Genomic DNA, 24,646 nt, shown 5'->3' with positions numbered 1-24,646 from the left:
CTAAAGTTTTGCCTACGGCTTTGTAAGTAGCGCCACTCTTAGTAATTTAGAGCTTTGTGGAGTACTCCCTAGGGCATTTATGAGCTTAATCTCTCTACGGGAACCTAATTTTCGCCTATTGGTATGCTAATTGAATTAACCAATCACATGACAAAAACCCTTTTCAGATTTTTATCGATTGTGCTGAGCTTGCAAGTGCTGTTTACCGGCTTGTTACTTGCCCAAGAAACCAATAGTTTAACTTCCGACGAACTTTTCACCCAAGCCAGAAATATTCCAAAGGAAAAACAAAACTATCCGCAAATCATTAGTCTATTAAAAACGGCTTTACAAAAAAGTCCCGACTATGCCGATATACGACTCTTTTTAGGCAGGGTTTATACTTGGAGCGACAATTTGGACAGTGCACGCTATCAATTTAATCAGGTATTAGCAAAAGAGCCAAAGAACATCGAGGCATATTCGGCCATATTTGACCTGGAGTACTGGAACGAAAACTACACCAGAGCCTTAGATCATGCTAATCAAGGTTTATTGTATGATCCAAATTCTACAGAACTGCTCCTAAAGAAAGCCAAGGCCCTTAATGCCTTAAAAGATACCAGGCAAGCCATGGCCGTATTACGTAATTACAATAAACAAAATCCTGGTCAGGATACGGTAAAGACCTATTACCAAATGCTAAGGAGCGAAAATACCAAGAACCTGATCGATCTAAGTTATGAATATGTGTATTTCGATAGGCGTTTTGATGATCCATGGCATTATGCCTCTATAGATTATACCCGAAACACCTCCCTAGGTTCCGTTACAGGCAGATTAATGTATAGCAACCGTTTCAGGAGCGACGGTTTACAGGGAGAAATTGAAGCCTACCCTTCCATTTCAAAAGGAATTTATGCCTATGTAGGTGCAGGTTATTCGCAATCTGATATTTTTCCCAGGTTTAGGGCTGGAGTATCACTGTATTATACCTTACCCAAAAGCTTCGATGCAGAAACAGGTTTCAGATACCTTGATTTTAACCCTACCAAAACCTACATCTATGTACTGGCACTGGGAAAATACACAGGCAACTTCTATTTCAATTTAAAAACCTACCTGTCCCCAGATGTAGATGTTTTCTCCCATTCGTATACCTTTAGTACAAGATATTATTTTTCTGACCGATACAATTTCATTGGTTTCCAAATTGGAACAGGCGTATCGCCCGATGACAGGGCCAGAAACATTATGGGCACCGGCAATTTAAACACTTATAAATTAGGCATCAATTATTCGAGGGATATATTTAGCAACTTCACTTTGGCCGCCAGTGGCCTATGGTTCTACGAAGAGTACCGCACTAATGAATGGGGCAATCAAGTTGGCCTGGGGATTTCGTTAATTAAGAGATTTTAGAATGAAGCGCGGAATCATCAGCACCATCTTATTTTATTTGGTAATTGCCCTGCCCCTGTGGATGTTCGTCCTTTGGTTTTTTTGGCCAAAAACCAAGCTTGTTATTGCCATTGTAGACAAAACAGTATTATTTAAAACAGGCCAGGAACATGCTTCTCTCACTTGGGTATTACGTAATAACAAGTACTCTAAAACCTCTAAAGATCTATACAAGGTAGGCCGAGATTACTTTGGTTTCTTTCCTAACAAGAACAAAAAATATGATTTAAAAGGGTTAGAAAGGGCCACTGATGAGGACTTGGAAAAACTAAGTCGCCACTCAGACATGGCCTATATTACCGACACCTACGGGATTTACTCAAAAGAATGGTATTTGGCCAAAAACATTACCGAAAGGCAGCGTTTGCTGTACGGCGGACTATCGCCACAGGATATGCTCTTTCTAAAAAAGATGAAGCAGAAGAAAAAGCTCATCATTACCGAGTTTAATACCTTTGCCACCCCTACTTCAAACGCCGTAGCCCGAGATTTTGAGCAAACCTTTAAAATCAAATGGACAGGCTGGGTAGGCAAATATTTCGATTCTTTTGACACCTTAGTTAACAAAGAACTACCTAGATGGCTGGTGGAGAACTATAAGGCGCAAAACAATAACCAATGGCCATTTAAAAAGTCGGGAATTGCTTTTGTAAGTAAAAGCGATAAAATTGTAGTACTAGAGTATATTAACCACCTAAATGGCGAAGTACCTTATATTTTGACCAGAAAAGAAGGCCGTGAGAGATATAATATTCCAAAAGCTATGAAATATCCTTTCTGGTTCGATATTATACAAACCTCTAGATCAAACAAAATCGTCTCTTTTTATGATTTAAGGGTAAATAATGCTGGGGCAAAAATATTGGCTGATAACAATATCCCGGCGCAATTTCCGGCAATTATAGAACACTACAGAAAAGACTATAAGTTTTATTATTTCTGTGGTGACTTTGCCGACAATCCTATTTCGCAAGGCGGTTCCTATTTTAAGGGCATCAGCCTGTTCCGCAAGCTTTTTTATAATGACGACATTGCGGCCGAAAGGGTGAGTTTCTTCTGGGAGTTTTATCGTCCAATGATCAACACAATACTTGATGATTATTACGATGATATGAAAGCGGAGAAAGAATAGCCATTATCAGCATTGTTTTCGACATCTAAGCACTAAAATCTAGTTGTTGATTTTTAGAAGCGCTTAGTTTCTGCAAGTAAATTCCTGTAGTCCCGCTATTCATTCCAAGTCCGCACTCGCTTTGCTCGCTTACGGGCTTTCCATTACTATCGGGGCTAAAAATCAACGTTACCTTACCTTCATTCCCAACTCAATTGGAAATCTCTTACCACCACAAGCTTTAAGATTCCCGCATACGCGAGAATGACGAAAAAAACTATTGCATAAATCTAGACTTATGAAGTTTTTAAATACCATTACGCAAACTTCATAAGCCTTCAAATTCTAATAGTCAAATACAACCAATTGCTTTTTACCATAAAACAAAAAACCTCATAGGCTTTTACACCTACGAGGTCAGCTCTCATTTTGTTTTCATGCTTTAAGCCTAGGGCTTAAATTTCTTATAAACACTATCGGGCAATAGCTTAAGTGTTTGTGTTACCTGGTTGTTTTGCGATTTATATTGATTAAACTCACCGATCAATTGATTTTTACGGTTATCGTCTTGCATTGGTTGCAGATCAAAATTGTCCCCAATGCTAAATAGCGTTTGGCCATTTAAGAAGTACTCTCCCGAAACATAGTCTATCAAATCACTAACGGTTTGTTTAAGCGGATAACGGTGTATATTTCTAAACTGCCTAACCGTATCCAATCCCGTACCAACCCAAGTAACCAAATTAGGTGTTTTCACTTCGTAATTGGTCTGCAAAAACTTTAACAAAGAAGGAGCAATGTCCAAATGGCTCGATACTGACCTGATGCTTGCATTGCGTTTAAGCATTGGCGAATAAATGATCAAAGGCACATGATAACGATCAATCTTTGTCGACATCGGTATTTCAGGCAATCTGTGGTCACCCGTAATGATAAAAATGGTATTCTTATAAGCAGGAAGTTTGGCAAACTCCTGAAAGAAGTACTTCAAGGCCTCATCACTATACATGATGGTTGCGTATTGGTCTTTGTAGGTTCTATGCTCCCCCTTTTGCCCTTCGTCAAAACCTAATTTGTTCATTTGGCTTTCCATCAGTCCATAATAACGGTCCATGTTTGGCACTTTATAAGGCGTGTGCATGGAAATGGTTTGGATATAGCTTACAAACGGCTGGTTGCCTGGCAACTTCGTATAAAAACCAATAGCCTTCTTCATCAAATCCAGATCAGGATAGCCCCAATAAGAATTATCTGCTGCCGGAAACTCGCTAAAGTTCGCCTTAGAAATCAGTTGGTCAACTCCTTGCGCCCTGATGAATAATCCTTCATTATCAAAGGCTACATCAGTACTCATTAAAAACGACGAATGATAGCCATTATGTTTCAACAATCCCAAAGTAGTAAAAGCTTTGGGCATACGGCTACCCAGTTCATTATAGCCCTTATCAAAAAATGGCAAAGAACCTAAAATAGAAGGTAGCGAAGCAAAGGTACGTCCTTGCGCTGCCAAAAAGTTCTCAAAATATAAGCTTCTGCCTCTTAGTTGGTCTAAAAATGGCGTAAAGCTACCTAGATACGCATTAGGCCCACTAAAGGCCCTGCCCAATCCCTCTACCTGAATAAAAACAATGTTGGGTCTTTTGGCACTGTCAACATTAAAAAAGTTGCCCAAAACATCCAAAGAATTTTCTTCTCTTAGAAAGGGATAGGCACCGTTTACATATTTCATTTGTGGCCTCATCGCATTATCGCCATCAGTACCATCTTCAAAATAATTGGCGGCGTAAATATCTACATTAGGCTCGTTGTCAAAAAAATAGGCATAACTGTTTTCAAAAAAGAATGCCTCTTTGTTAATGGCCACATTGTAATCATAGTCTTTTTTAAAACCAGCTTGCGATGGCAACGAAGAAACATTAAAATAAAGTAGCGCCAACGACACTACCAATACCCCTATTGATATGCGATAATTAAAAGATTTGATCTTAGCGGCCGCTTTAAGCGCAAACCATAAAAACACAAATGGCAGTATAAAAATAACAATGCTCAAAAAATCTATGCTTAAGCCCGCAGATACCGTTTGCTTAATATCGGCATAAGAGTAGCCATAAAAATCAGAACCTAATGGCACCAAAGCAGTAAAGAAGTATTTGAGCAGCAACAGGTAAATCAAAATATAGACGCTAAAAATAATACCCGCAGCAACATAAATGTGCTTTTTCACTTTCAGCGAAAAGAAGAAAAGCAGAAAAGGAAGATACAGGATGGGCAAACACTTAAGCACAAAAATCACATCAAAAAACAATGATTTTAAAGCCAATAGGAGAAAACCCGAAGGAATATCTCCCTTGATGGTAATATAGGTATACTCCAGTATCTTGATAAAAAACACGGTTGCCAACAAAGCCACCGAGTATTTAAGGAACAACACGGCACTGTTCTTAAACCTGTCTAAAACCGGATACTCTGGTGCTTCAAAAAAAGTATTTTCCATATCTTCTAAATAGTTGTTTGCTGTCGTACCTCTTCGGTCGCTTTTTCGTCTTTAAATCCTTTGCGGGTCATGGTGCCCCAATTATTCTTCCCTATAAACTTGTGTAAATTTCCTTTAATGGCCCAGTACACCGTTAAAGGATGGTACAAAATAGGCTCCAGGAAAGCGGCCAATAGCAGTTTCACCAAATCGCCCCCCTTAGTATACTGCTGGTACGACATTTCTTCGAATAGGATGGCCACTGTTGACAGCGCCAAGGAAAAGAAATAAACCATGGAAATAAGGATAAGCGAAAACTCCCAGTTTATGTTACCCATTAATGCCAATAACACAAAAATGCTAATCCCCAAAAACTCAATAATAGGTGCCAACCATTCAAAAAAGAACCAATAAGGATAGCTTAGCATCCCTAAAACACCATATCTTGGATTAAAGAAAAGATCTTTGTGCACCCACAATGTTTCTATGGTCCCTCTAGTCCAACGGTTACGCTGGCGACCCAAGATTTGCAAATCGCCCGGGGCCTCTGTCCAACATAATGGATCAGGAATATAAACCACCTTAAATCTTCTATCCTGCTCGTACATATAACGTCGCATCCTTACCACCAGCTCCATATCCTCGCCCACAGTGCTATGATCATAGCCACCTACGTTGATCACAATACTTTTATCAAACAAGCCCATAGCTCCCGAAATGATCAGCAAGCCGTTCATTCTACTCCAAGCCATACGCCCCATTAAAAAGGCCCTAATGTACTCCAATACCTGAAAACGTGGCCATAAATTTTTGGGCATGTTTACCTCTACCAATTTTCCATCCTCAACCTTACATGAATTGGCGATACGAACCACCCCGCCAGTAGCAATCACCTGATATTTCTCTTCCAGGTAAGGTTTGGCCAGCTTCAGCAGCGCGTCATCCTGTACAATACAATCCACATCAATACACAAGATCAGATCCTTGCCCGCCACATTAATACCAGCATTAAGTGCATCTGATTTACCACCATTCAATTTATCAACCACCGTTAGCTTCGAAAAGGAAGGTAATTTAGATTTATAAACCCCTTGGATCTCCTTACACTGAATTTGATAGTTGACCGCAAAATCAACTTTCTCCAATTGGTAATAATCAAACATCCGCTGAAAGGTATTGTCCTTACTCCCATCGTTAATGATGATTACCTCATAATTGCCGTAATGGAGCGATAGCAACGACCGTATATTTTCGATAATGGTAGCTTCCTCATTATAGGCCGGAGCTAAAATGGATACCGAAGGCGCCAATGGCGACACCAATATCTCACGATAGTTCACGTAACTATTCTTTTTCATGTAGCCATTCATTTCAATGGCCGAAAGCAAGGTAAGCACCACATACGATGCCATTACGAACAAGGCGTAATAGAAAATCGCATTATTAAAGAATGTCTCAAAAGTGGTTAAAAACTCTCTCATTAGGGCTTAATACGGTGGTCTAAAACGTGCTTAATCAAGGCTTGGTTCTCCAAGGTAGTTTGCTTATAAATTTCTCTAAGTCTTTCTTCTCCATGATCAGGATTTCTCTTGATTGCATACAATGCTTCCTTTTTGATCTTGGGGTCGCTAGAGTAAATCCTCGACGATAGAAAATCGTTATAGTTACCCGAAGATATTTTGCCCAGCGAGTTCAATATTTCAAGCTTAATTTCTTCCGGCTGGTCAAAGTATACCTCAAACATGTGCTTTTCTGCATCGGCAAGTTCCAGTTTACCTATAATTTCTACCGATTTTTTCACCACTTTAGGGTTATGGTGCTTCAAAAGCCGCTGTACTTCGTCGGCAGCATCAAACTGCATAAAATGCTCAATCAGCTTTAAGCAGAGCATGACTACCGTATCATTTGAAGAACGAAGCCAATGGGAAAAAGAGGGAATGGCCAACTTCTTGTTTTTGGTTATAATTTCAAATAGTACCACTTGGTGCCAATCTAAAATACGTTCTTGCGCTCGATCCAAAAAACGAAAAGGATATTGTTCCGATAAATTAATATAGGCCGCCTGAGCTTCCATACGCAATAGGGCATTTTCATCATCGGTGTACTTCACTATCTCTCCTGCCATTTCAGTAATGCGCATCTCGTTGGCCTCACGGATTCCCTCTATCTTAATTTCCCAATTTTTATTATTGATTTTCTTTTTCGATTTCTTATCCAGATTTAACCTCCTATATAAAATCGAAAGTACCTCCTGTATCTTACCCGTAAAGTTTCTGTGATAGGTAAGTATTTCGGTAGTTAAAACACTATTCACAATAGAATTGCGTAGCGGAAGCTTGCTCATTTTAGGATAAAAATGATTTACAATCTCTTCTGTACTATCACTTTCATCAAAAATTACCAAATTGGCCAGCATATTATCAATATATTCTTTCCATTTGGCCTCATCACGTTTCCTTTTGATCTGTTGAGCACGCCTAAAACTGATATAAATATAAAGTTCCAATACGGCAATTACACAAAAAAGAATGATCAGGAGCGAAATCCTGATATTGGAAGGGAAATAGAATAAGCGTTCAGTATAGGTTTCCCTGATGTAATTGAAGACCGTTTGGAAAAAATTCATGCTTTGCGCGTTCGCTTATTAAAAAACGTTCTGCTTAATATATCTCTTGATCCTAACAGAAAGTTCGTTAAGGTTAAAGGGCTTGTAAATGAAATCGTCGGCTCCCAAATGGAAACCTTCCAACACCACGTTCTCCAAACCTACAGCAGAAATCAATAGTACCGGTGTACTTTTCTTGATCGGATCATTTTTGATATAGCTCAAAATTTCCATACCGCCTACAAAGGGCATCATAATATCCGTAAGAATCAAGTCGTAGGTATTGCTTTTTACCTTTTCCATAGCCTGTCTGCCATCAGCAGCAACATCAACCTGATAGCCATCTTTCTTTAGCTTAAACTCTAAAGCTTTAAGCATCAAAACCTCATCTTCAGCAATTAATATTTTCGACATTTTACTCCTGTTATTTTGAATGATATTACAATTTCCTTACCACTTATAAGAATAAGACTAAAACAGCGCCTATAATGGTTAAAACGTACAAATATAGCTTAAAATTAGCTTGCTTAGGAGTACTAAATTCCCCACAATGTGGAAACGAGATATTATAGCACCGTATCTAACCTATAAATATTGCCCTTACCGCCCACCAATACCACTAGGCCATCAGCAGTTTTTACGGCATTAAAGCTTAAGTTAGATATATTCTGCCAACGCTTGCCCCCATCTGTCGATATATCAGTTCCTGAAGTACCTGTAGCTACCAAAAAATCTTTGGTTACAAAAACTACGCCCGAACGATAGCCACTTACCGGTTGGTCTGGCTTTTTCCATTTTTTACCGCCGTTATGGGTAAGTAGCACATTATTTTGGTTATCCTTATCGTTTAAATAGTTACCTCCTACTGCCACCCCATTATTCTCGTCAAAAAAATCGATTGAAAATACACCAGTGCTGCTCTCGCCTTGCAAAATAGGACATTTAAATACCTTCCAGCTTTTACCGTAATTGGCAGAATGGTAAATATTTGAAACCACGCCACCTGTAGCAATCCAGACCTTTCCATTTCCAGCAGTTTTAATAGAGGTGCCGCTAGCGGCAAAACCAGCCTCTCCTACCTGCATAGGTTTCTTCAGCTGCTCAGAGATATTCTTCCATGTCAAACCACCATCATCGGTACGCAACAGTTGCATTTTATGGTTCATTGGATCACCAAACACCATTCCGTTTTGTCCGTCCCAAAAATCCATGCCGTTAAAAAAAGCAGCGCTATCGATATTTTTATAGTTCTCTCGCCAAGTTTTACCGCCGTCAACCGTCGACAAAATATAGGCTGGTGAGCCGGCATTCACCACAATGGCCTTCTGATGATCAAAGGCTTGTATATCTCTAAAATCTAACTTTTCATAGCCCTTTGGCTGTATCCATTGCCAAGTTTTGCCACCATCTATTGATTTCCCAATGGTACCTCTGCTACCGCTTACCCAAATTACGTTCTTGTTTACCACAGATAAACCACGCATACTGGTTTTCGCATCGGTAAACAAAGGCTTTAGCTGATATTTTTGGGCTGTAGCCCAAAAAGGCAATGCCACTAACAGCAATATTTTGAAGAGCTTATTGATCATTTTTATTTTATTCTTTTCCAAACTTCGGTTCTACCTATTAGCGAAACACCAATATAGCCCCTAATGCTCAGCTGGTTTGGTTCCTTTAAGGTAAGCTTGCAGCTATATGTTTTGCCCGATTTAGGGTCATAAATGGTTCCATCTTGCCATTTACCGCCATTAAATTCAAAGTTCTTTAGAATTTCCAAACCTAAAATAGGTTTGTTACGCAAGCTCTCGTTAGGATTTTTCTCATCGGTTTTGGGCTTCCCATTTTCATCATTAGGGTCTTTGATCCAAACCAGTTTGCCAAAAAATTTCTCTCCTCGCTTATAGATTTCTATTTGTCCCTCGCCCGATGGGTTAATCCATTTCCCTAGTATATCGTCTTTTTTTTGTGCAAATACTTGTAGCGAAAACGCTATGAACGCAATCAATAATGAAGTTTTCCTTAACATAATCCTAATCGTTTAATCTTTATAAAGTTAAGGATTAAGTGCCACAAAAGTTTTAAGAAATTAAAATTAAGCCTTGGCTTTTTTGGAACGGCTAACTTTCGATAGCCGTCAAGAAACATAAGTTTTAAAAGTTATCGGATGCTTAAAAACGCAATGATTCCGGTGTGGGCTTTCAATGCTTGTTCTTCTGCATGATGTGCCGTAAAACCTATTTCATCATCCAAAAGGAGAGCCATGTAGCCTTTTGAATTTACCAGTGCTATAACTTGGTCTTTAAGGATAGGAGGTTCAAAACTTCCACAAACACGCAAAATACGGTCGCAATCATCAAGGTCAAAACTGGCATCAATCCCCAAAAGCAAGTCCTTGATTTCGTTTACAATTTGCTGAGCAATGGCACTATTGTCTATGTTCGTTTTAAATACCTCGACCATATCATTCGATAATTACAAGCTGCTTATCTCTAAAAAGCCGATATAAAGACGCCAAATGGCTAAACAAAATGATAGGTACTATAAAAGTTGGCAGCCAACTAAACGGGAAATATAATAACGCAATATTGGGTTGATCAAAGGCCAACTGCTGAAAAGGTGAAGGAGCAGAAAAAAGTGCGTTAACTACTATATTGAGTAACAATATTAAACTTAATAGGTTCCATGCGATCAAAACCTTATAACGAAATGGATGGCTACGAAAAGCGAAATAAGCAATTACGGGAGCACTTACTCCTGCAAGGATATCAAAATTACGTCCTTCGAAAGTCATCAATTTAGGAACGGTGCCATTTAGATACAACCAAAACAATACCAGTTCAACTGGAATACGTATAACACTTAAATACGTGAGTTGTTTTAAAGAAAGACTACTAATGAACTTACGGCTCAACGGATTAAGAAATACAAAAGCAATCAGCAATATGGCCGGAAGAATGCCAAACAATATAATTTTGGGAGGAACAAAATCATTATTGGCACTATAAAAACCATTAAATGCAAATAGGCCCTGAATGAGCAACCAGCACGCAAGTCCTAAAACCAGTTTGTATTTTGTTTTTGATTGATTGATAGCCATATTCAAAATTTTAATAAAATACAGCAAGGTAATCACCGTAGTAACTACAAATACAAAGCTTACGTAAAATGGTATTGCTTCAATCATTCATTAAAAGTTAAAATGATGCAACATTTAAAATGTTGCATCTATAATTGTTTACACTTTTTCGGGAAGCGCATTCATGTCCAGATAGGAAATCTCCCAAATGTGTCCATCAGGGTCTTCAAAGCTGCGACCATACATCCAGCCATGATCCTGCGTAGGTATTGGCGAAGCACCTCCAGCAGCAATGGCCAAACGAACCACTTCATCTACTTCTTCCCTGCTTTCGGCAGAAATACTGATCAATACTTCTGTACTTTCCTTTGCATTAGCAATAGGTTTATTAGTGAAATTCTTAAAAAAATCCTCTCGTAGCAACATTACCAAAATATCATCCGATATAATGATGCTGGTAGCATTTTCGTCCGTGAATTGCTGGTTAAAACCGAAACCCACTTTGGTGTAAAAGTCAATTGACCTGTTTAGATCCTTCACTGGGACATTTACAAATATTTTCCTGGCCATGTTCTTATAAATTTTATTACTGACAATCAAAAGATAAGTACTACTGAGCGGCTTTCCCTTGTTGTGCCTCGTTATAGCTGATCATCCATTGGATTTGAAATTTATCCGTTAGCATACCATAATAATCGCCCCAAAACATATCGGCCATAGGCATTTGCACAGTTCCACCGGCACTAAGAGCCCCAAAAATTCTATCGGCGTCTGCACGGCTATCCACACTCACGCAAAGTGAAATATTGGTACCAGCTGTAACCTGAGGCATGGTAGATACCACATCGGTACCCATTAACATGCTCTTACCAATAGGTAGGGAAATATGCATGATTCCATTGGCCTCGGCTTCAGGAATTCCTTGGTCCACACATCCTTCCTGATCATTTGCATCAGGCGGCATTTGGTTAAAACGCATCAAGAAAGGAAAATCTCCGCCAAAAACAGATTTGTAAAAATTGAAAACTTCTTCGGTATTACCGTTAAAATTTAAATAAGGATTAATAATCATAGCTTTATTATTTTGATTTGATATAAGTGTTTGATACAAATTTAGCTGTCCTCTCTAGCTTTCCATGTTGTCGAACAGGTCAACTTTAAGGGCATTTAAGACATCTTTTTAAACGATTATTTGTTGGAGTTGACGAGTATGGCGTTGTGTATGGTAAATCACAAAATAAATAATTTCCAATCTCGTCATATACCCCCACACCGGTACTTCAAAAGCTAAACAGGTAGGGCTTAGATCCAGCTCATTCACCAGCTTTACGAGGGTTTTGCCAATATCATTTAACTGCGCCAGCAAAGCCTGTTGATCATAAACCTTCTCCTCAGGATCAATAAAATCGGGCGAAGTCATCTTGAAATCGAAATTGAGGAACACTTCCTTAATGCTGGCCACCTGTTTGTCCGCAGCACCTTCGGTTTCTCGGGTAGCACCCAATAGCACCCTATCAATTCCTGTACCTGCCAAGGCTAAATGTTGTGCTATTTGTGCAGGAGTCCAACCACCCTTTGTCGGTCTTTGGTTAAAAGTGCTATCATCAAAGTGCTTAATTGCTTTCTCTAATTCAGCAAAAGTACTTTCCAACGTACTTACTATCATTGCTTTATTTTCCATAACCTACATATATTTCATGGCATCATAACCTAACAACCTACGCCATAAAGCAATTTGGCCAATGCAATTGGCTTCGCGATAGGTGTTAAAACTTACCATATCAAACAAGGGAAAGCTCATTTGCTCTACCGGAAAATCAATTACTTTATCCAACTCCTCATCGCTAACGCTTAGAAGTTTTTCTCTTAATATTGGTGATATACGGTCCCATTCTTGCTCATAGGTTTTTAACGACGGGTAGTTTTCTCCATCCTTAATTCCCTGATGATGTTTGAATAGTTCGTTGGCACTTTGCTGTAAAGATGCGCCCATCAAATTGGCCAGCTCAAAGCGTTCTTGTAACAAACTTCCAGCAATCCAAGCAATATGATTAGCCTTGGTGTCTAAACGATTTTGGGCGTCTTCATCCTTAATGCCATTCAATACATTATGGTAATAGGTAGTGTGCATATCATACAGTACCAAAAACCCGTACATTCTGTTACTAATTGGTTTAATGTCCATAGCTTTAAATTTTATACCACTAAGTTACAGTAGCTTTAGCAGACCAAGGCTTGCCATTGTTGTCAAAGTTCGGGGGCATTTAGGACATTTTTAGTAATTTAGGTTAACCCAAGATATAGACATGAAAAAAATAGGATTGCTATTAAGCAAAGATTATAAGCTGTTGAGCGTAGCGGCCGTACTAGAAGTATTCGAAACCGTGAACAAGTTTTCGGCCGCCAGTGAGCAAGCAACCCCTTTTGACATTTACCTTTTGGCAAGTGAAGAAACCATTGCCCACACTAAAGAGGCTTTGGGTTACCAATTAACCGCCTTAAAAGATGCTCCGCTGATGCAGATCATCTTAATTCCTGCTTTTACTTCAGATAACATGCAGTCTTCATTAATGGCCAACCAAAAATGTATCCCTTATCTTATTGCTCAATATCAGAAAGGGGCTTGTTTGGGCAGTTTTTGTACTGGCGCTTTTCTATTGGGAGCCAGTGGCCTTTTAAACGGAAAAATTGCCACTACCCATGTAGATGCTAGCAATGGCTTTGCCAATGCTTTCCCCGAAGTAAAGCTTAAAGCTGATAAGACCGTAACACAAGATGGTCGTTTATACACCAGTGGTGGGGCCACTTCTTCATTCCACCTATTACTTCACTTGGTACACGAGTATTGCGGCAGGGAAATGGCCATTCGTATTGCCAAGGTATTTGCCATTGATATGGATCGGGAAAACCAATCGTACTTTAGTACCTTTCAACCTTCAAAAGACCACACTGATGAACTTGTGGCCAAAGCACAACAAAAGATAGAGCAGAACTATCAAGACGCCGCAACCATTGAAGAACTAATCAAGGATATTCCTTCGAGCCGCAGAAATATTGTTCGAAGGTTTAAGCTCATTACCGGCATTACCCCTATCGAGTACCTGCAACAGACCAGAATAGAAGCGGCTAAACAGTTACTGGAAAAAACCAGCCAGCAAATGAACGAAATCATTTACAGTTCTGGCTATAATGATGCGAAGGCTTTTAGAAAAGTATTTAAGAAAAGTGTTGGGATGACGCCCACACAGTACAGGGAAAAATTTCAGGTGAGGTAAACTTAATTGTTGAGGGGAGTATGTCATTCCGAGCGGTATGTCATTCCGAGCATAGCGAGGAATCTTAAGCAATGATGCTCTAGTACTTCCTACTCCCATGCTAAAATACCAACAACCTACTCCCTTTTACGCTTCTTCTCAGCTTCCCAATATTCCCTGTTCAGTTCTATATAATGTGTTGGGCTATCAATGTACTTTGCGTTACGGTCAACCCCATTGTCGATCAAGTTTTTCAAGGTATCAGGAATAAATCTAAACATCCGATCATAATATTCCTGTTTACTCATTGGTTTGGCATAGTACAGATCCTCCGCTTTAGGTTCGCGAGCTTTTAACTGTGTCTTCAATAGCACTTTCTCCAAATATGTGCCCCTTAACCAAACAATCAAGTTTCCATCATTGGCAATACCCACTACAAAATGTAGTCCCTGCTTTTCATCACTACCAAGGTTTGTAGACATAGCCATTAGCTGGTACTTTTCTTTGGCCTCCCTAAAAGTATCCTCGATCAGCTGCTGGGGCAAATCCAAAGTATCTCTATAAAATTTCTTATCTCTGTACGAAACATATTGGAGCACCAATTGCTTAGGAAAACGCAGTGGATCTGATACACGGGGCGAAAAATACGCTGTCCCCCAATGGCTATTAAAGTTATTCACTTCGTCCCTAGTATATGAAAAGCCTTCACCGTACTCATCTTGTGAAGGATATACAAAATAAATGTCGCGGATATAGATAGGAAAAGTATAAGGTGTGCTTACACTGGCAAAAAAATAGTGCCTGTCCCAGGGCTTAAATTGCCATATCTTCCAAATGCTGGCCAACACCAATAGTAAGGCAATACCGATATAAATTTTATTAACGAGATTAAATTTCATAAAACAGTATTAATGTTGAAATGCTTTACCCAATTGTGCTGCATACCAAAATAAACCCAAAAAAATCAAGAAAATGAGCAAAGCAATGCCAAAAACCCACTTACCTGCCCGATAAGCTTTTCCATGATAACTAAAAGCATATAACCCCACCAGCACTACAAAAGCAAAGCACATTAAAATGAGTGCTTCAAACTCTTCATTTTCTGAGTTGGGCGTGATGTTGAAGAAAATCAGTAGCAGAAATAGGTTAACGCCAATCATCACGACCGACAAACTGCTATTCTTTTGTTTAAGCTCCTCTTTGTCCATATAAGCTCCCTTTTTGTTGGGTTACACTGAAACTACTAATCATACAAATATAAAATTGCTTTGTTCGCGTTAAAGAGATTATTTTCGTAATCAGAATTGATAAAACGTGAAAAAACAGCTTATTCTTTGTTATTGTTTACTTATTGCATTGCCCCTGTATGCACAAAAATTGGAAATTAAAAAGCTACCCTTCGACAGTGCCGCATTTTCAATGAGAAAGAACCAGCTTAATTCGCTTAATACAAAGCCGTTTGAAAAACTGACCTATCACACGACGGGAACAGTGCTACCCTATCGATTACTCTCTCCCAAGGAAACAAAGAGCAATGCAACATACCCATTGGTCATTGCCTTACACAATTCTTCAAGACTAGGTATCGATAATGAAAATCAATTAGAGCCGCTAACCAGAACTTGGCTAACGGCGGAAATGAGGACAAAGTTTCCAGCCTTTGTATTGGCCCCGCAATTTGAAAACCGGCCAACGCAATATGCTTTCAATGAAACCTATCAAGTGATGACTGCTACGCCTCAAAAAAACCTGCAGGCTTTGCTTGAATTAGTGATAAAAATATCCAAGAACCCCCAAATAGATGCTAAAAGGATCTACCTGATTGGTTATTCTATGGGCGGATCAACTGCGTTGCATTTATTAAATCAAAAGCCAACGTTGTTTGCCGCCGCTATTGCAGTAGCTGGAGTACCTGATTTTTCTAATTTAACCCGCATTAGGAACAAACCCATTTGGCTTATACACGGCAAGCAAGATGACGACAATCCCTTTTTGGGTAGTGAGAAGCTTTTTGAAAAATTAAAAGGGAATACCAAAGCCCGATTTACCATTTACGAAAACTTAAATCATCACACAATTACTTATCCCTTGTTGACTACAGATGAACTGGCCAAATGGTTATTCAAATGGAAACTTATTATACCCTAACCACTAGCCACTATTTCAACGTTTCCTTCACCTCGCCACATTCAAGCATACTTGCGCCATAATATGGGTTTTTGATTTCCTTTTGGTTGCTTAACCAAGAGGCACCTTTGTCGTTCAAAGCCATAGGGCAATATTCTACATATACTTCGCCTGATTTTATGCCTGCTGCTTTTACTTTAGTTACCATTTCATTACTCAGATCAGAGAACAATGTTCTTTGTACCTCAATGTTAGTAGCGGTAGTAATTTTTGCGGCTAGGCCAGCCAATCTACTACCATTATGAAGAGCTTTCGCACCAAGCTCAATAGCCATTCCCGCTTCTTTGGCACCTGCCATATCCGAAGCTATCAAGGCTTTGGTCAACAACAAATACTGCTCATAAACCAAATTCAACTGGTCATCTTTTAAGCTCACCTGATTATCGTTAGGTCTCACCTTGTTTTCCTGTTTGGTTTCCTGCTGAACGGCATGCTGATGCTGATGTTCTTCCTTCTTTTCTGAAGCCGTATTGCATGCTGCTAATAATACTGCTCCAACTAATAAACCTACTATTGATTTCATATTTTTAATTATTATTATCATCTAACCATTTTGCATTTAGATATTCTCTGTCCTAAGTAATTCCTCTACGTTCTACTTACATCGGCCTTGGCCTGTTCGGGATACACTCAATAAGCCTTAATACTACCTTTAACAGAACAGGGCGCAGCCGTGGCTTTTATTTATTTGTTTCTATGATTTCAAAGGTATAAATGAGCTCACTTCGTTTCGGTTTTGTCTACTTTTTCAGCTACAGGAAAAAGTAGAACCCGCGGTAGCGAAGAATAATAAACTTTGACAAACTTTTAAAGTTTGTCAAAGTTCACTCCAACATATTTAAGCCGCGAGACGATAGCCCACTAAACCCAACGTTCTCCGTTACATCCGACCTTGGCTGGTGCGGCTAGCAGCAAATTTGCCAAACCACCAACTTTCCAGCGCCAGACGCAGTCTGGTGGTTTTTAATCCTTTTTCCATAAAAAAGGACTAAGCCATGCCGGCTATTGAGGCAAATACTATCCCAAAGGATGCTTCCCTCTTTTCAATACATATTCACTATACAATAAATATGCACCAGTAACCACAATTTCCTCACCAGCATTAAGCCCCGAAGTAATCATGACACTGCTTTCATTGGCCGCTCCGGTAGTTACCGCTTTAGGTTCAAAACTATCCTTACCTGTTTTGATCCAAACATGCTCTCCCTTTCCGTCCCTGATCACCGCATCAATAGGCAAAGTCAATCCCTTGGCCGAACTTTCTCCATCCAACAATACCTTTACTTGCAAACCTGGCTGCCATTGGCCTTTTACATTCGGGATACTTCCCCTCATTTGGGTAAGTTGCGTTCCTGCCTGTAAAGAAGGGTTAATAAAATCAACGGTCATCCATTGCGCCTGATCTTCCCATCCATTTACAATAACTTTAAGCTTTTGGCCATTTTTAACCAACTTTGCTTCATTCGGATAAAGATCTGCTTCTACCCATAATTGCTGGTAGCCTTCTAAACGCATCAACGGACCGCCTTCCGACACATATTGTCCTTGGGTAACGTTTAACTCGGCCACAATTCCGCCTTGCGTAGCATAAACGGTTACATAAGGGCTTTTTTGTTTGGTTTTACCCAAACTTTGCACCTGTGCTTCCGTTTGCCCATATAGCAATAGCTTTTGTTTGGCCGATGCTACTAATTGTTGCTCCAATTTGTCGCCAGCAAACTGTTGCTGTTGCGCCAAGGCCATCAAATATTCTTGTTGCAAAGTAGCCAGTTGTTCAGAATAAAGCTTAAACAAAGCCTGTCCCTTAGCAATCGCTACACCTGTTTCTCGTACGTAAAGCTGTTCAACCCTTCCCGCAATACGGGCAGAGATATAATTGCTCTGCTGAGGGTCGACCACTAATTTTCCATTCAGCACGGTCTGGCTATTCACCTGTCCCGCATCGCCTATTTTAAGGGTACCAATATTGGCCAGCAACTGCCTTTGGTCATCCACTTTCACACTTTTATCATTGCTGTTCTTTTCAAATGGAACCAAATCCATTCCACAAATAGGACAAGTGCCCATTTCGTGCTTAATTACCTGTGGGTGCATGGGGCAGGTAAAAGTTTGGGCCGGTTTCTCGGCTTCTTTAGCACCGCCCTGCGCATGTGCTTCATGTCCTTTCTCGGTTTCATTACTGCCACCTTTGCAGCCTAGTAAAACCCACGACATTAACAGAGCGATCAATAAGTTTATCGTAGTTCTCATCACTATTATTTTGATTTAACGAAACTCTCACTATCAACTAAATAAGCAGCATTTTTGGCCAACTGCCAATCTGCTATATTAGTTTTAATTTGTACCATGCCATTCATCCTCAATCCGGTCTGAATGTCTTGAGCTACCATCACAGCACCTTCTTTTTTAAATACGATACTTTTGTTGCCCATGGTTAACACCGCCGATTCTGGCAGCCAATAACTACGCGGTACTAGCACTGGAATTTTGGCGGTCAATATCTCTCCGGCCTTAAAGCCCTTCTCATGAAGGTAAATCCTTGCCAAGGTAAAGTTCTCACCCGCTTTAATGGTGGGCTGTATCATGCCAATGGTAGCGGTTTGAAAAGTACCCTCCCGGTCAACCGTCTTAAAGAAAGCAACTTTGGTACCTTTGGACACAAAAGCAGCCAAATCAGGCTTCAACATCAACTCGGCCAATAACTGATTGCTTTGATAAATGGTAAACAAGGCTTCGCCCGCACTTACATATTGTCCTTCCCGCAACAGCACAGGTGTACTCTCTACCTTTGCAGGCGCAGGAGCAGCACTGGCACTACCGCCGCCGCCACTCATTCCCGACATCCCATCGCCACCACTACTGCTACTTGGAGCCATCGAAGAGCTAGGTGCTGCAGGTCCGGCACTGGCCGCTGATTTTTCTAGAATAAAACCATCGGCAGGGCTATATACCGGAATGCGATAGTTAACCTTCTTACTACGCAATACCGCTTGAATACTTTGTGCGCTCATTCCCAACAGCATTAAACGTTGTTTTGCCCGTTCTAAAAGTTGTTGGTCGCCATCACTTTGCGAAAGATAGATCAACTCTTGTTGTGCTGCCGCCAAATCTGGGGCATAGATCTCAAAAAGTAATTGCCCTTTGCTAACTGGCTGATAATTGTATTTGATCCATAGTTTTTCCAAGCGCCCTGCAATTCTACTTGCTACGCTGGTTTCGCTACGTAAGTCGTAGTTCACGATTCCCTGCACCTCGGCCATTAAAATTTTAGCTTCATGGCTTGCTTTTACCAAAGTTGCTTTGCCCACTACCAGTTCGTTAGAGGGTTTAACCAAGGCTTTTAAAGTACTATCAACTGTAATCTTTCCAAGGTCATGATGTTTCTTTTGAGGTTTAGGTTTACAGGAAGCAATGAATAGCATCACTATCGCCAATAACATCATCATTTTACCGCCAACTCTCGTCATCCCGAACGTAGCCGAGGAGTCTTTGGACAATGAAAAACTACGAGAAGTAGTAAATTCCTCCCCCTGCCCCCTCGAAGAGGGGGATATAGGTGTTGCTATTTGCGCCCAGTGTCTCCCTTTGGAGAGCTCGTTCCGATACTTCGGAAGAGAATTAAAGAGGGAGGTATTTCCACCTTGAAAGACTTCTCTCCCGAATATTCGCAACTGCACTCCAGTCGAAATGACTGGGATAAACACCTTACTTATATAATTCCTTTTCATAATCTGCAATCATTAGGTAAAGTTTCAATTTCTCATCTAGCACGTTGCTCTGCATCATGTTAAGGGCCTCCCAAGCTGCAATTACCTCGGGAAGCTCCATTTTATTTTCACGGTACGACAACACGCTTACATCTAAGGTTTTCTGTAGGGTTGGAATGATCTTTTTCTCCATGGCAGCAATTTGCTGTTGCATGGTTTTGATCTGGTATTGCATACCATAAAGCATGCCTTGTGTTTCCTGTAGCATGGCTGCCTTTTCCATTTGCATGGATTCTACTTCATATTGCATACCCTTTACTTCCGATTTATACATCTTAGAAGACCAAGGCGCAATAGGAATGCTCACCATGCCCATCACACTAAAAGCTTTGGGCATACCCGAGCCTAAAGGCGACATATGGTCAAATCGCAGCTTAAAATCTGGTTTGCTTTGCTTTTTCATCGCGGCAATATTGAGCTGCATCGATTGGATATTGTAGTCCATCTTTTGGATATCTTTTCTGGCCATGGCCAAACTTGCCGTATCTAAATTGGAAGCTGCCACAAATTGCGGCTGATAAGTGCTATCGATCACAAAATCAGTATTTCCGGGCCTGTTCATCATGCTATTTAGCCAAGCTTTAGCCTTGCCAATTTCGCCCAATTGCATGCGTTTCATATTTTCCGTTTCTTCCAATTTTGCAGTGGTCTGATAAACGCTTCCCAATTTCGATTGATTAAAGGGATACCTGATCTCCTCTATTTTCTTCATGGTCTGCATAATTTGGGTACTCTTATCCAATACCGCTATTTTCTGCTGCGCAACCAGCCAGGTGTAATACAGTTTTTTAGCTTGGGTCCTAAAATCATTGAGGGTAACATCCCTAGTGGCACGTTCTACCTTTGCTTTTGACTCAATGTATTTCTTTTGCGCATTTAGCTTGGCGTAGTTGGGAATATCCTGCTCCAATTGCAGCATGATAGACCCCTTATCCCTTCCATCCATGATCATTTGCCCTGGGTAAGGGGTCATAAATGTACCTACCCCCACCATTGGCGCCATCCAAGCGGTAGCTGCCTTGGCATTGTATTGGTAAGCCTCAGCCTTTAAACCGTATGATTTTAGCAACAGGTTATTGGCATCAATGCGTTGCATAATGCTATCTAAAGGCAATACAGGTACCTTTTGGGCTTGGACTTCCGAAGAGAAGAACGATAATAATACTATTCCTAAAGTGCGAAAATACCTATTCGAAAGAGTTCTCCATTTCACTACGTTCCAGTCGAAATGACGGGAAATACTAAGTTCCTCCTTTTGCACCAAACCCTGCTGGTTCGTCATTCCGAGCGTAGCCGAGGAATCTTTGGACAATGCAAGTTCCTCCCCCTGCCCCCTCAATGAGGGGGATACTAGCGTAGTTATTTTCCAATCTAGGTCATGGGAAATATTCACGTTTCCTCTCTCCTCCTCTAAGGAAGAAATGCCCAATCGGCAGAGAGTTTTTTTAATGATGTACATCGTGCACCTCCAATTTTCCAAATTTTCTCAATTCATATTCTTTCGACATCAAAAAGATGAGTGGTGTCACCAACAAGATATGTGTAGATGAAGTCAACACCCCACCAATCATTGGCAGCACAATAGGACGCATCACATCTACCCCTACTCCAGTAGCCCACAACACGGGCACTAAACCAAACAACGACACACAAACGGTCATCAATTTTGGCCTTAGCCTTTTAGCTGCACCATGGATCACATATTCCCTCAAATCTTCTTTGGTAATGGTTTCCCTAGAGTTGCCTTTTAACTTGATCAATTGCTGCATGGCATCATTCAGGTAAATCACCATCACAATACCCGTTTCTACCGCAATACCAAACAGAGCGATAAAACCTACCGCTACGCCTACCGAAAGGTTTACGCCCCAGAAATAGATCATATAAGCGCCTCCTATTAAGGCAAAGGGTACAGTAATTAGGCTTAAAAATGCCTCTCTAATAGAATGGAAAGCAAAATATAGGGAGAAGAAAATGATCAACAATACCACTGGGGCAATCCACATCAAGGTCTGTTGTCCCCTGATCAAGTTTTCATATTGTCCGCTCCATTCCAAGAAATAGCCTTCCGGTAAAATGCCGTCCTTTTTGTTCAGTTGTTCCATGGCATCCTTCACCGTACTGCCCAAATCCCTATCCCTTACGTTAAACATTACTGCGCCACGTAAAATGGCATTGTCTGAACTGATCATTGGCGGGCCATCCTCAAACTTCACATGGGCTACTGCCGAAAGTGGGATTTCGCCAAAACTAGGCGACTGCAAGGGAATGCGCTCAATTTGAGCTACGCTATTTCGGTAAGCCTGCGCCAACCGTACGCTGATGGAAAAACGTTGCCTGCCTTCAATGGTATTGCCTATGCTCGCTCCGCCCAAAGCTGTCTCTACCACTTGGTTTACATCATCAACATTTAAACCATAACGGGCCAATTCTTCTCTTTTAATATCAATAGCCAGGTATTTACCACCAGTAATAGGCTCCACAAATAAATCACTTACCCCTGGTGTACCTTCCAAAGCCGCTTTTACTTTTTCCGATACCGCAGCAATGGTATCTAAGTTTTGTCCGAATACTTTAATGCCCACATCGGTACGTATACCCGTAGCCAACATATTGATCCGGTTAATGATCGGTTGGGTCCATCCGTTCACTACGCCAGGAATTTGCAATTTAGCATCCAGCTCGTTAATAATATCCTTTTTAGTGATGCCTTCACGCCATTCGCTTTTAGGCTTTAAAGTAATAATGGTTTCAATCATGCTAATGGGCGAGTTATCCGTAGCTGTACTAGCTCTGCCCGCTTTGCCCAATACCTTATCTACTTCTGGCACCGATTTAATGATTTTATCCTGCACTTGTAAAATACGCTTGGCTTCGGCATTGGAAACATCGGGCAAGGTTACGGGCATAAACAAAATGCTCTGCTCATCTAAAGGTGGTATAAATTCAGTACCCAATCTGGCCAACAAAGGGATAGTGATCAACAAAGCCAAAAGGTTAATCCCAATGGTTGTTTTTCGCCATTTCAATACCTTTCTAATAATTGGCTCGTAAATTCTCTCCAAAAAACGGTTTACAGGATTGGCACTATCCGGCTTAAATTTCCCTTTCATAAAGAAAGAAATTAGCACCGGGGCCAAGGTAATCACCAATAGCGCATCCACGATCATGATGAATGTTTTGGTATAGGCCAAGGGGTGGAACAATTTTCCCTCTTGTCCGGTAAGCATAAATACCGGCAAAAAGGAGGTAATGATGATTACTGTTGCAAAAAATACACCCCTCGAAACCTGTTTACTTGATTTCGAAATAATTTCTATACGCTCTTCTTCGCTAATCCACTGTGGACTTTTACGAAATAAGTTTCTTAACCAGTTTTTCATGATGTAGTTTGATTTTGATCAGCCTGCCATTGCGCATAACGCTCCGACAAGTGCTTGTAGGCATTTTCACTCATAATAATTCCATTGTCAACAATTACCCCAATAGCCAGTGCTATCCCGGTAAGCGACATAATGTTGGATGAAATACCAAAGGCATTCAGTAAAATAAAGCTTGCGGCAATGGTAATCGGGATTTGGATAATGATGCTTACCGCACTGCGCCAGTGGAATAAGAAAATAATCACCACCAGGGAAACGACGATCATTTCCTCAATTAAGGTATGTTTAATGGAGTCTATCGATTCCTTGATCAACTCTCCACGATCGTAAACAATGTCGAACTTCACCCCTTTAGGCAAACCCTTGGCCACTTCGGCCATTTTGGCTTTCACCTTGTCAATTACCTCAGCGGCATTTTCGCCATAGCGCATCACCACAATGCCCCCTACCCGTTCACCTTCGCCATCTTGGTCAAAAATACCCAAGCGGGTTTCGCCAGTCATTTGCACGGTACCAATATCCGATACCCTAATAGGTGTACCATTTTGGTTTTTAATGGGGATACTGCCTATCTCCTCTACAGATTTGAGATAGCCCGAAGTTTTAATGATATAACCAATATCACTCATTTCAAACTTACGGCCACCAGCTTCGTTGTTGTTGCTTCGCACCGCAGCAATTACCTGTGGTACCGTAAGTTTGTAATACAATAGCTTATTAGGATCTAAAGCAATCTGATATTGTTTTTGGAAACCGCCAAACGAGGCAATTTCACTTACGCCCTGTACATTTTGCAGGGCAAATTTCACGTACCAATCCTGTATGGCCCTTTGTTCGCCTAGGTCAACTTCGGGAGCATCCAAGGTGTACCATAACACGTGGCCTACCCCTGTTCCATCAGGTCCTAACTGTGGCGTAGCCCCTTCGGGCAATGCTTTGGAAATGGTGCTAATGCGTTCCATTACCCTTTCCCTTGCCCAGTACACATCTACATCATCCTCAAAAATCACGTAAATAAAGCTCATACCAAACATGGACGAACCACGCACATATTTAATTTTTGGAATACCCTGTAGGTTGGTGACCAAAGGATAGGTAATCTGGTCCTCGATCAATTGGGGAGAACGGCCCATCCATTCGGTAAAAACAATCACCTGGTTTTCCGACAAGTCCGGAATGGCATCTATGGGATTTTTCTTTACCGCGAAAATACCCCAAACAAATATGCCAATGGCCAATATCAACACAATAAAGCGATTGTGTATAGACCATTCTATAATTTTATGTACCATTTAAAATACCCTCTTTCTTTTATGGCTAAATATTTTCAAAATTCCCTCTCTCTCCCCT

At 40.6% G+C, this 24,646-nt stretch carries 24 protein-coding genes; 4 read left to right on the top strand and 20 right to left on the bottom strand.

What is annotated here, in order from left to right:
* Positions 1-147 precede the first annotated feature (147 nt).
* Entirely contained in the window at positions 148-1,401 is a 1,254-nt protein-coding gene (locus ABDV71_RS08430) for a YaiO family outer membrane beta-barrel protein (RefSeq protein ID WP_343532010.1), read from the top strand.
* A gap of 1 nt (position 1,402) precedes the next feature.
* A complete protein-coding gene (locus ABDV71_RS08425; RefSeq protein ID WP_343532009.1) occupies positions 1,403-2,572 on the top strand; it encodes a hypothetical protein in 1,170 nt (389 codons plus the stop codon).
* A 427-nt stretch (positions 2,573-2,999) separates the two neighbouring features.
* Here ABDV71_RS08425 and ABDV71_RS08420 read toward each other — a convergent pair whose 3' ends face one another.
* The 12 genes from ABDV71_RS08420 to ABDV71_RS08365 form a co-directional block, all read right to left on the bottom strand.
* Complete coding sequence (locus tag ABDV71_RS08420; protein WP_343532008.1) at positions 3,000-5,045, bottom strand: LTA synthase family protein; 2,046 nt, start codon at positions 5,043-5,045, stop codon at positions 3,000-3,002.
* A 5-nt stretch (positions 5,046-5,050) separates the two neighbouring features.
* On the bottom strand, positions 5,051-6,505 hold the full coding sequence (locus ABDV71_RS08415; RefSeq protein WP_343532007.1) for a glycosyltransferase: 1,455 nt from the start codon (positions 6,503-6,505) through the stop codon (positions 5,051-5,053).
* Entirely contained in the window at positions 6,505-7,650 is a 1,146-nt protein-coding gene (locus tag ABDV71_RS08410) for a hypothetical protein (RefSeq protein ID WP_343532006.1), read from the bottom strand. The genes ABDV71_RS08415 and ABDV71_RS08410 overlap by 1 nt, the downstream gene beginning before the upstream one ends.
* 18 nt (positions 7,651-7,668) lie before the next feature.
* Complete coding sequence (locus tag ABDV71_RS08405; RefSeq protein WP_113646608.1) at positions 7,669-8,043, bottom strand: response regulator; 375 nt, start codon at positions 8,041-8,043, stop codon at positions 7,669-7,671.
* A 152-nt stretch (positions 8,044-8,195) separates the two neighbouring features.
* Positions 8,196-9,218, bottom strand: coding sequence for a YCF48-related protein (locus ABDV71_RS08400; protein WP_343532005.1), 1,023 nt, complete (start codon positions 9,216-9,218; stop codon positions 8,196-8,198).
* Positions 9,219-9,220: 2 nt separating this feature from the next.
* The gene (locus tag ABDV71_RS08395) at positions 9,221-9,655 is read right to left on the bottom strand and encodes a DUF2147 domain-containing protein (protein WP_343532004.1); all 435 of its coding nucleotides are present in this window, start codon (positions 9,653-9,655) and stop codon (positions 9,221-9,223) included.
* Between the two features lie 131 nt (positions 9,656-9,786).
* Positions 9,787-10,089: a hypothetical protein gene (locus tag ABDV71_RS08390; protein WP_343532003.1), complete on the bottom strand. Its 303-nt coding sequence runs from the start codon at positions 10,087-10,089 to the stop codon at positions 9,787-9,789.
* A gap of 1 nt (position 10,090) precedes the next feature.
* Positions 10,091-10,813 (bottom strand): hypothetical protein, encoded by a 723-nt coding sequence (locus ABDV71_RS08385; protein ID WP_343532002.1) that lies wholly within the window; start codon positions 10,811-10,813, stop codon positions 10,091-10,093.
* 51 nt (positions 10,814-10,864) lie between these two features.
* Positions 10,865-11,275, bottom strand: a complete 411-nt coding sequence (locus tag ABDV71_RS08380) for a VOC family protein (RefSeq protein ID WP_343532001.1) — start codon at positions 11,273-11,275, stop codon at positions 10,865-10,867.
* A 40-nt stretch (positions 11,276-11,315) separates the two neighbouring features.
* Entirely contained in the window at positions 11,316-11,777 is a 462-nt protein-coding gene (locus ABDV71_RS08375; RefSeq protein ID WP_343532000.1) for a VOC family protein, read from the bottom strand.
* A gap of 108 nt (positions 11,778-11,885) precedes the next feature.
* Entirely contained in the window at positions 11,886-12,386 is a 501-nt protein-coding gene (locus ABDV71_RS08370) for a DinB family protein (protein WP_343531999.1), read from the bottom strand.
* Between the two features lie 3 nt (positions 12,387-12,389).
* A complete protein-coding gene (locus tag ABDV71_RS08365) occupies positions 12,390-12,890 on the bottom strand; it encodes a DinB family protein (RefSeq protein ID WP_343531998.1) in 501 nt (166 codons plus the stop codon).
* Between the two features lie 121 nt (positions 12,891-13,011).
* Between ABDV71_RS08365 and ABDV71_RS08360 the strand changes: the two genes are divergently transcribed.
* Positions 13,012-13,980 (top strand): helix-turn-helix domain-containing protein, encoded by a 969-nt coding sequence (locus ABDV71_RS08360; RefSeq protein WP_343531997.1) that lies wholly within the window; start codon positions 13,012-13,014, stop codon positions 13,978-13,980.
* Positions 13,981-14,096: 116 nt separating this feature from the next.
* On the opposite strand, the gene ABDV71_RS08355 is transcribed toward ABDV71_RS08360, so the two are convergent.
* Both ABDV71_RS08355 and ABDV71_RS08350 read right to left on the bottom strand, forming a co-directional pair.
* On the bottom strand, positions 14,097-14,858 hold the full coding sequence (locus ABDV71_RS08355) for a DUF2931 family protein (RefSeq protein WP_343531996.1): 762 nt from the start codon (positions 14,856-14,858) through the stop codon (positions 14,097-14,099).
* Positions 14,859-14,867: 9 nt separating this feature from the next.
* Complete coding sequence (locus ABDV71_RS08350) at positions 14,868-15,167, bottom strand: hypothetical protein (RefSeq protein ID WP_343531995.1); 300 nt, start codon at positions 15,165-15,167, stop codon at positions 14,868-14,870.
* Between the two features lie 106 nt (positions 15,168-15,273).
* Here ABDV71_RS08350 and ABDV71_RS08345 point away from each other — a divergent pair, with 106 nt between their 5' ends.
* Positions 15,274-16,107, top strand: a complete 834-nt coding sequence (locus tag ABDV71_RS08345) for a prolyl oligopeptidase family serine peptidase (protein ID WP_343531994.1) — start codon at positions 15,274-15,276, stop codon at positions 16,105-16,107.
* Between the two features lie 10 nt (positions 16,108-16,117).
* Here the strand turns inward: ABDV71_RS08345 and ABDV71_RS08340 are convergent, their stop codons facing one another.
* From ABDV71_RS08340 to ABDV71_RS08315, 6 genes are all read right to left on the bottom strand, one after another.
* The gene (locus ABDV71_RS08340) at positions 16,118-16,669 is read right to left on the bottom strand and encodes a DUF3347 domain-containing protein (RefSeq protein ID WP_343531993.1); all 552 of its coding nucleotides are present in this window, start codon (positions 16,667-16,669) and stop codon (positions 16,118-16,120) included.
* A 494-nt stretch (positions 16,670-17,163) separates the two neighbouring features.
* Positions 17,164-18,396, bottom strand: coding sequence for an efflux RND transporter periplasmic adaptor subunit (locus ABDV71_RS08335; protein WP_343531992.1), 1,233 nt, complete (start codon positions 18,394-18,396; stop codon positions 17,164-17,166).
* Positions 18,397-18,401: 5 nt separating this feature from the next.
* Positions 18,402-19,874 carry an efflux RND transporter periplasmic adaptor subunit gene (locus ABDV71_RS08330; protein ID WP_343531991.1) on the bottom strand — a complete coding sequence of 491 codons (1,473 nt, stop codon included), beginning with the start codon at positions 19,872-19,874 and terminating at the stop codon, positions 18,402-18,404.
* Positions 19,852-21,372, bottom strand: a complete 1,521-nt coding sequence (locus ABDV71_RS08325; RefSeq protein WP_343531990.1) for a TolC family protein — start codon at positions 21,370-21,372, stop codon at positions 19,852-19,854. The genes ABDV71_RS08330 and ABDV71_RS08325 overlap by 23 nt, the downstream gene beginning before the upstream one ends.
* A complete protein-coding gene (locus tag ABDV71_RS08320; protein WP_343531989.1) occupies positions 21,359-23,296 on the bottom strand; it encodes an efflux RND transporter permease subunit in 1,938 nt (645 codons plus the stop codon). Before ABDV71_RS08320 ends, ABDV71_RS08325 begins: the two co-directional genes overlap by 14 nt.
* Positions 23,293-24,588 carry an efflux RND transporter permease subunit gene (locus ABDV71_RS08315; RefSeq protein ID WP_343531988.1) on the bottom strand — a complete coding sequence of 432 codons (1,296 nt, stop codon included), beginning with the start codon at positions 24,586-24,588 and terminating at the stop codon, positions 23,293-23,295. The genes ABDV71_RS08320 and ABDV71_RS08315 overlap by 4 nt, the downstream gene beginning before the upstream one ends.
* Between the last annotated feature and the right edge of the window lie 58 nt (positions 24,589-24,646).

It is taken from the genome of Pedobacter sp. (genome assembly GCF_039594775.1).
Classification (GTDB): domain Bacteria; phylum Bacteroidota; class Bacteroidia; order Sphingobacteriales; family Sphingobacteriaceae; genus Pedobacter.
The sequence above is the reverse complement of the archived record's forward strand: the minus strand, read 5'-3'. Positions and strand labels throughout refer to the sequence as shown.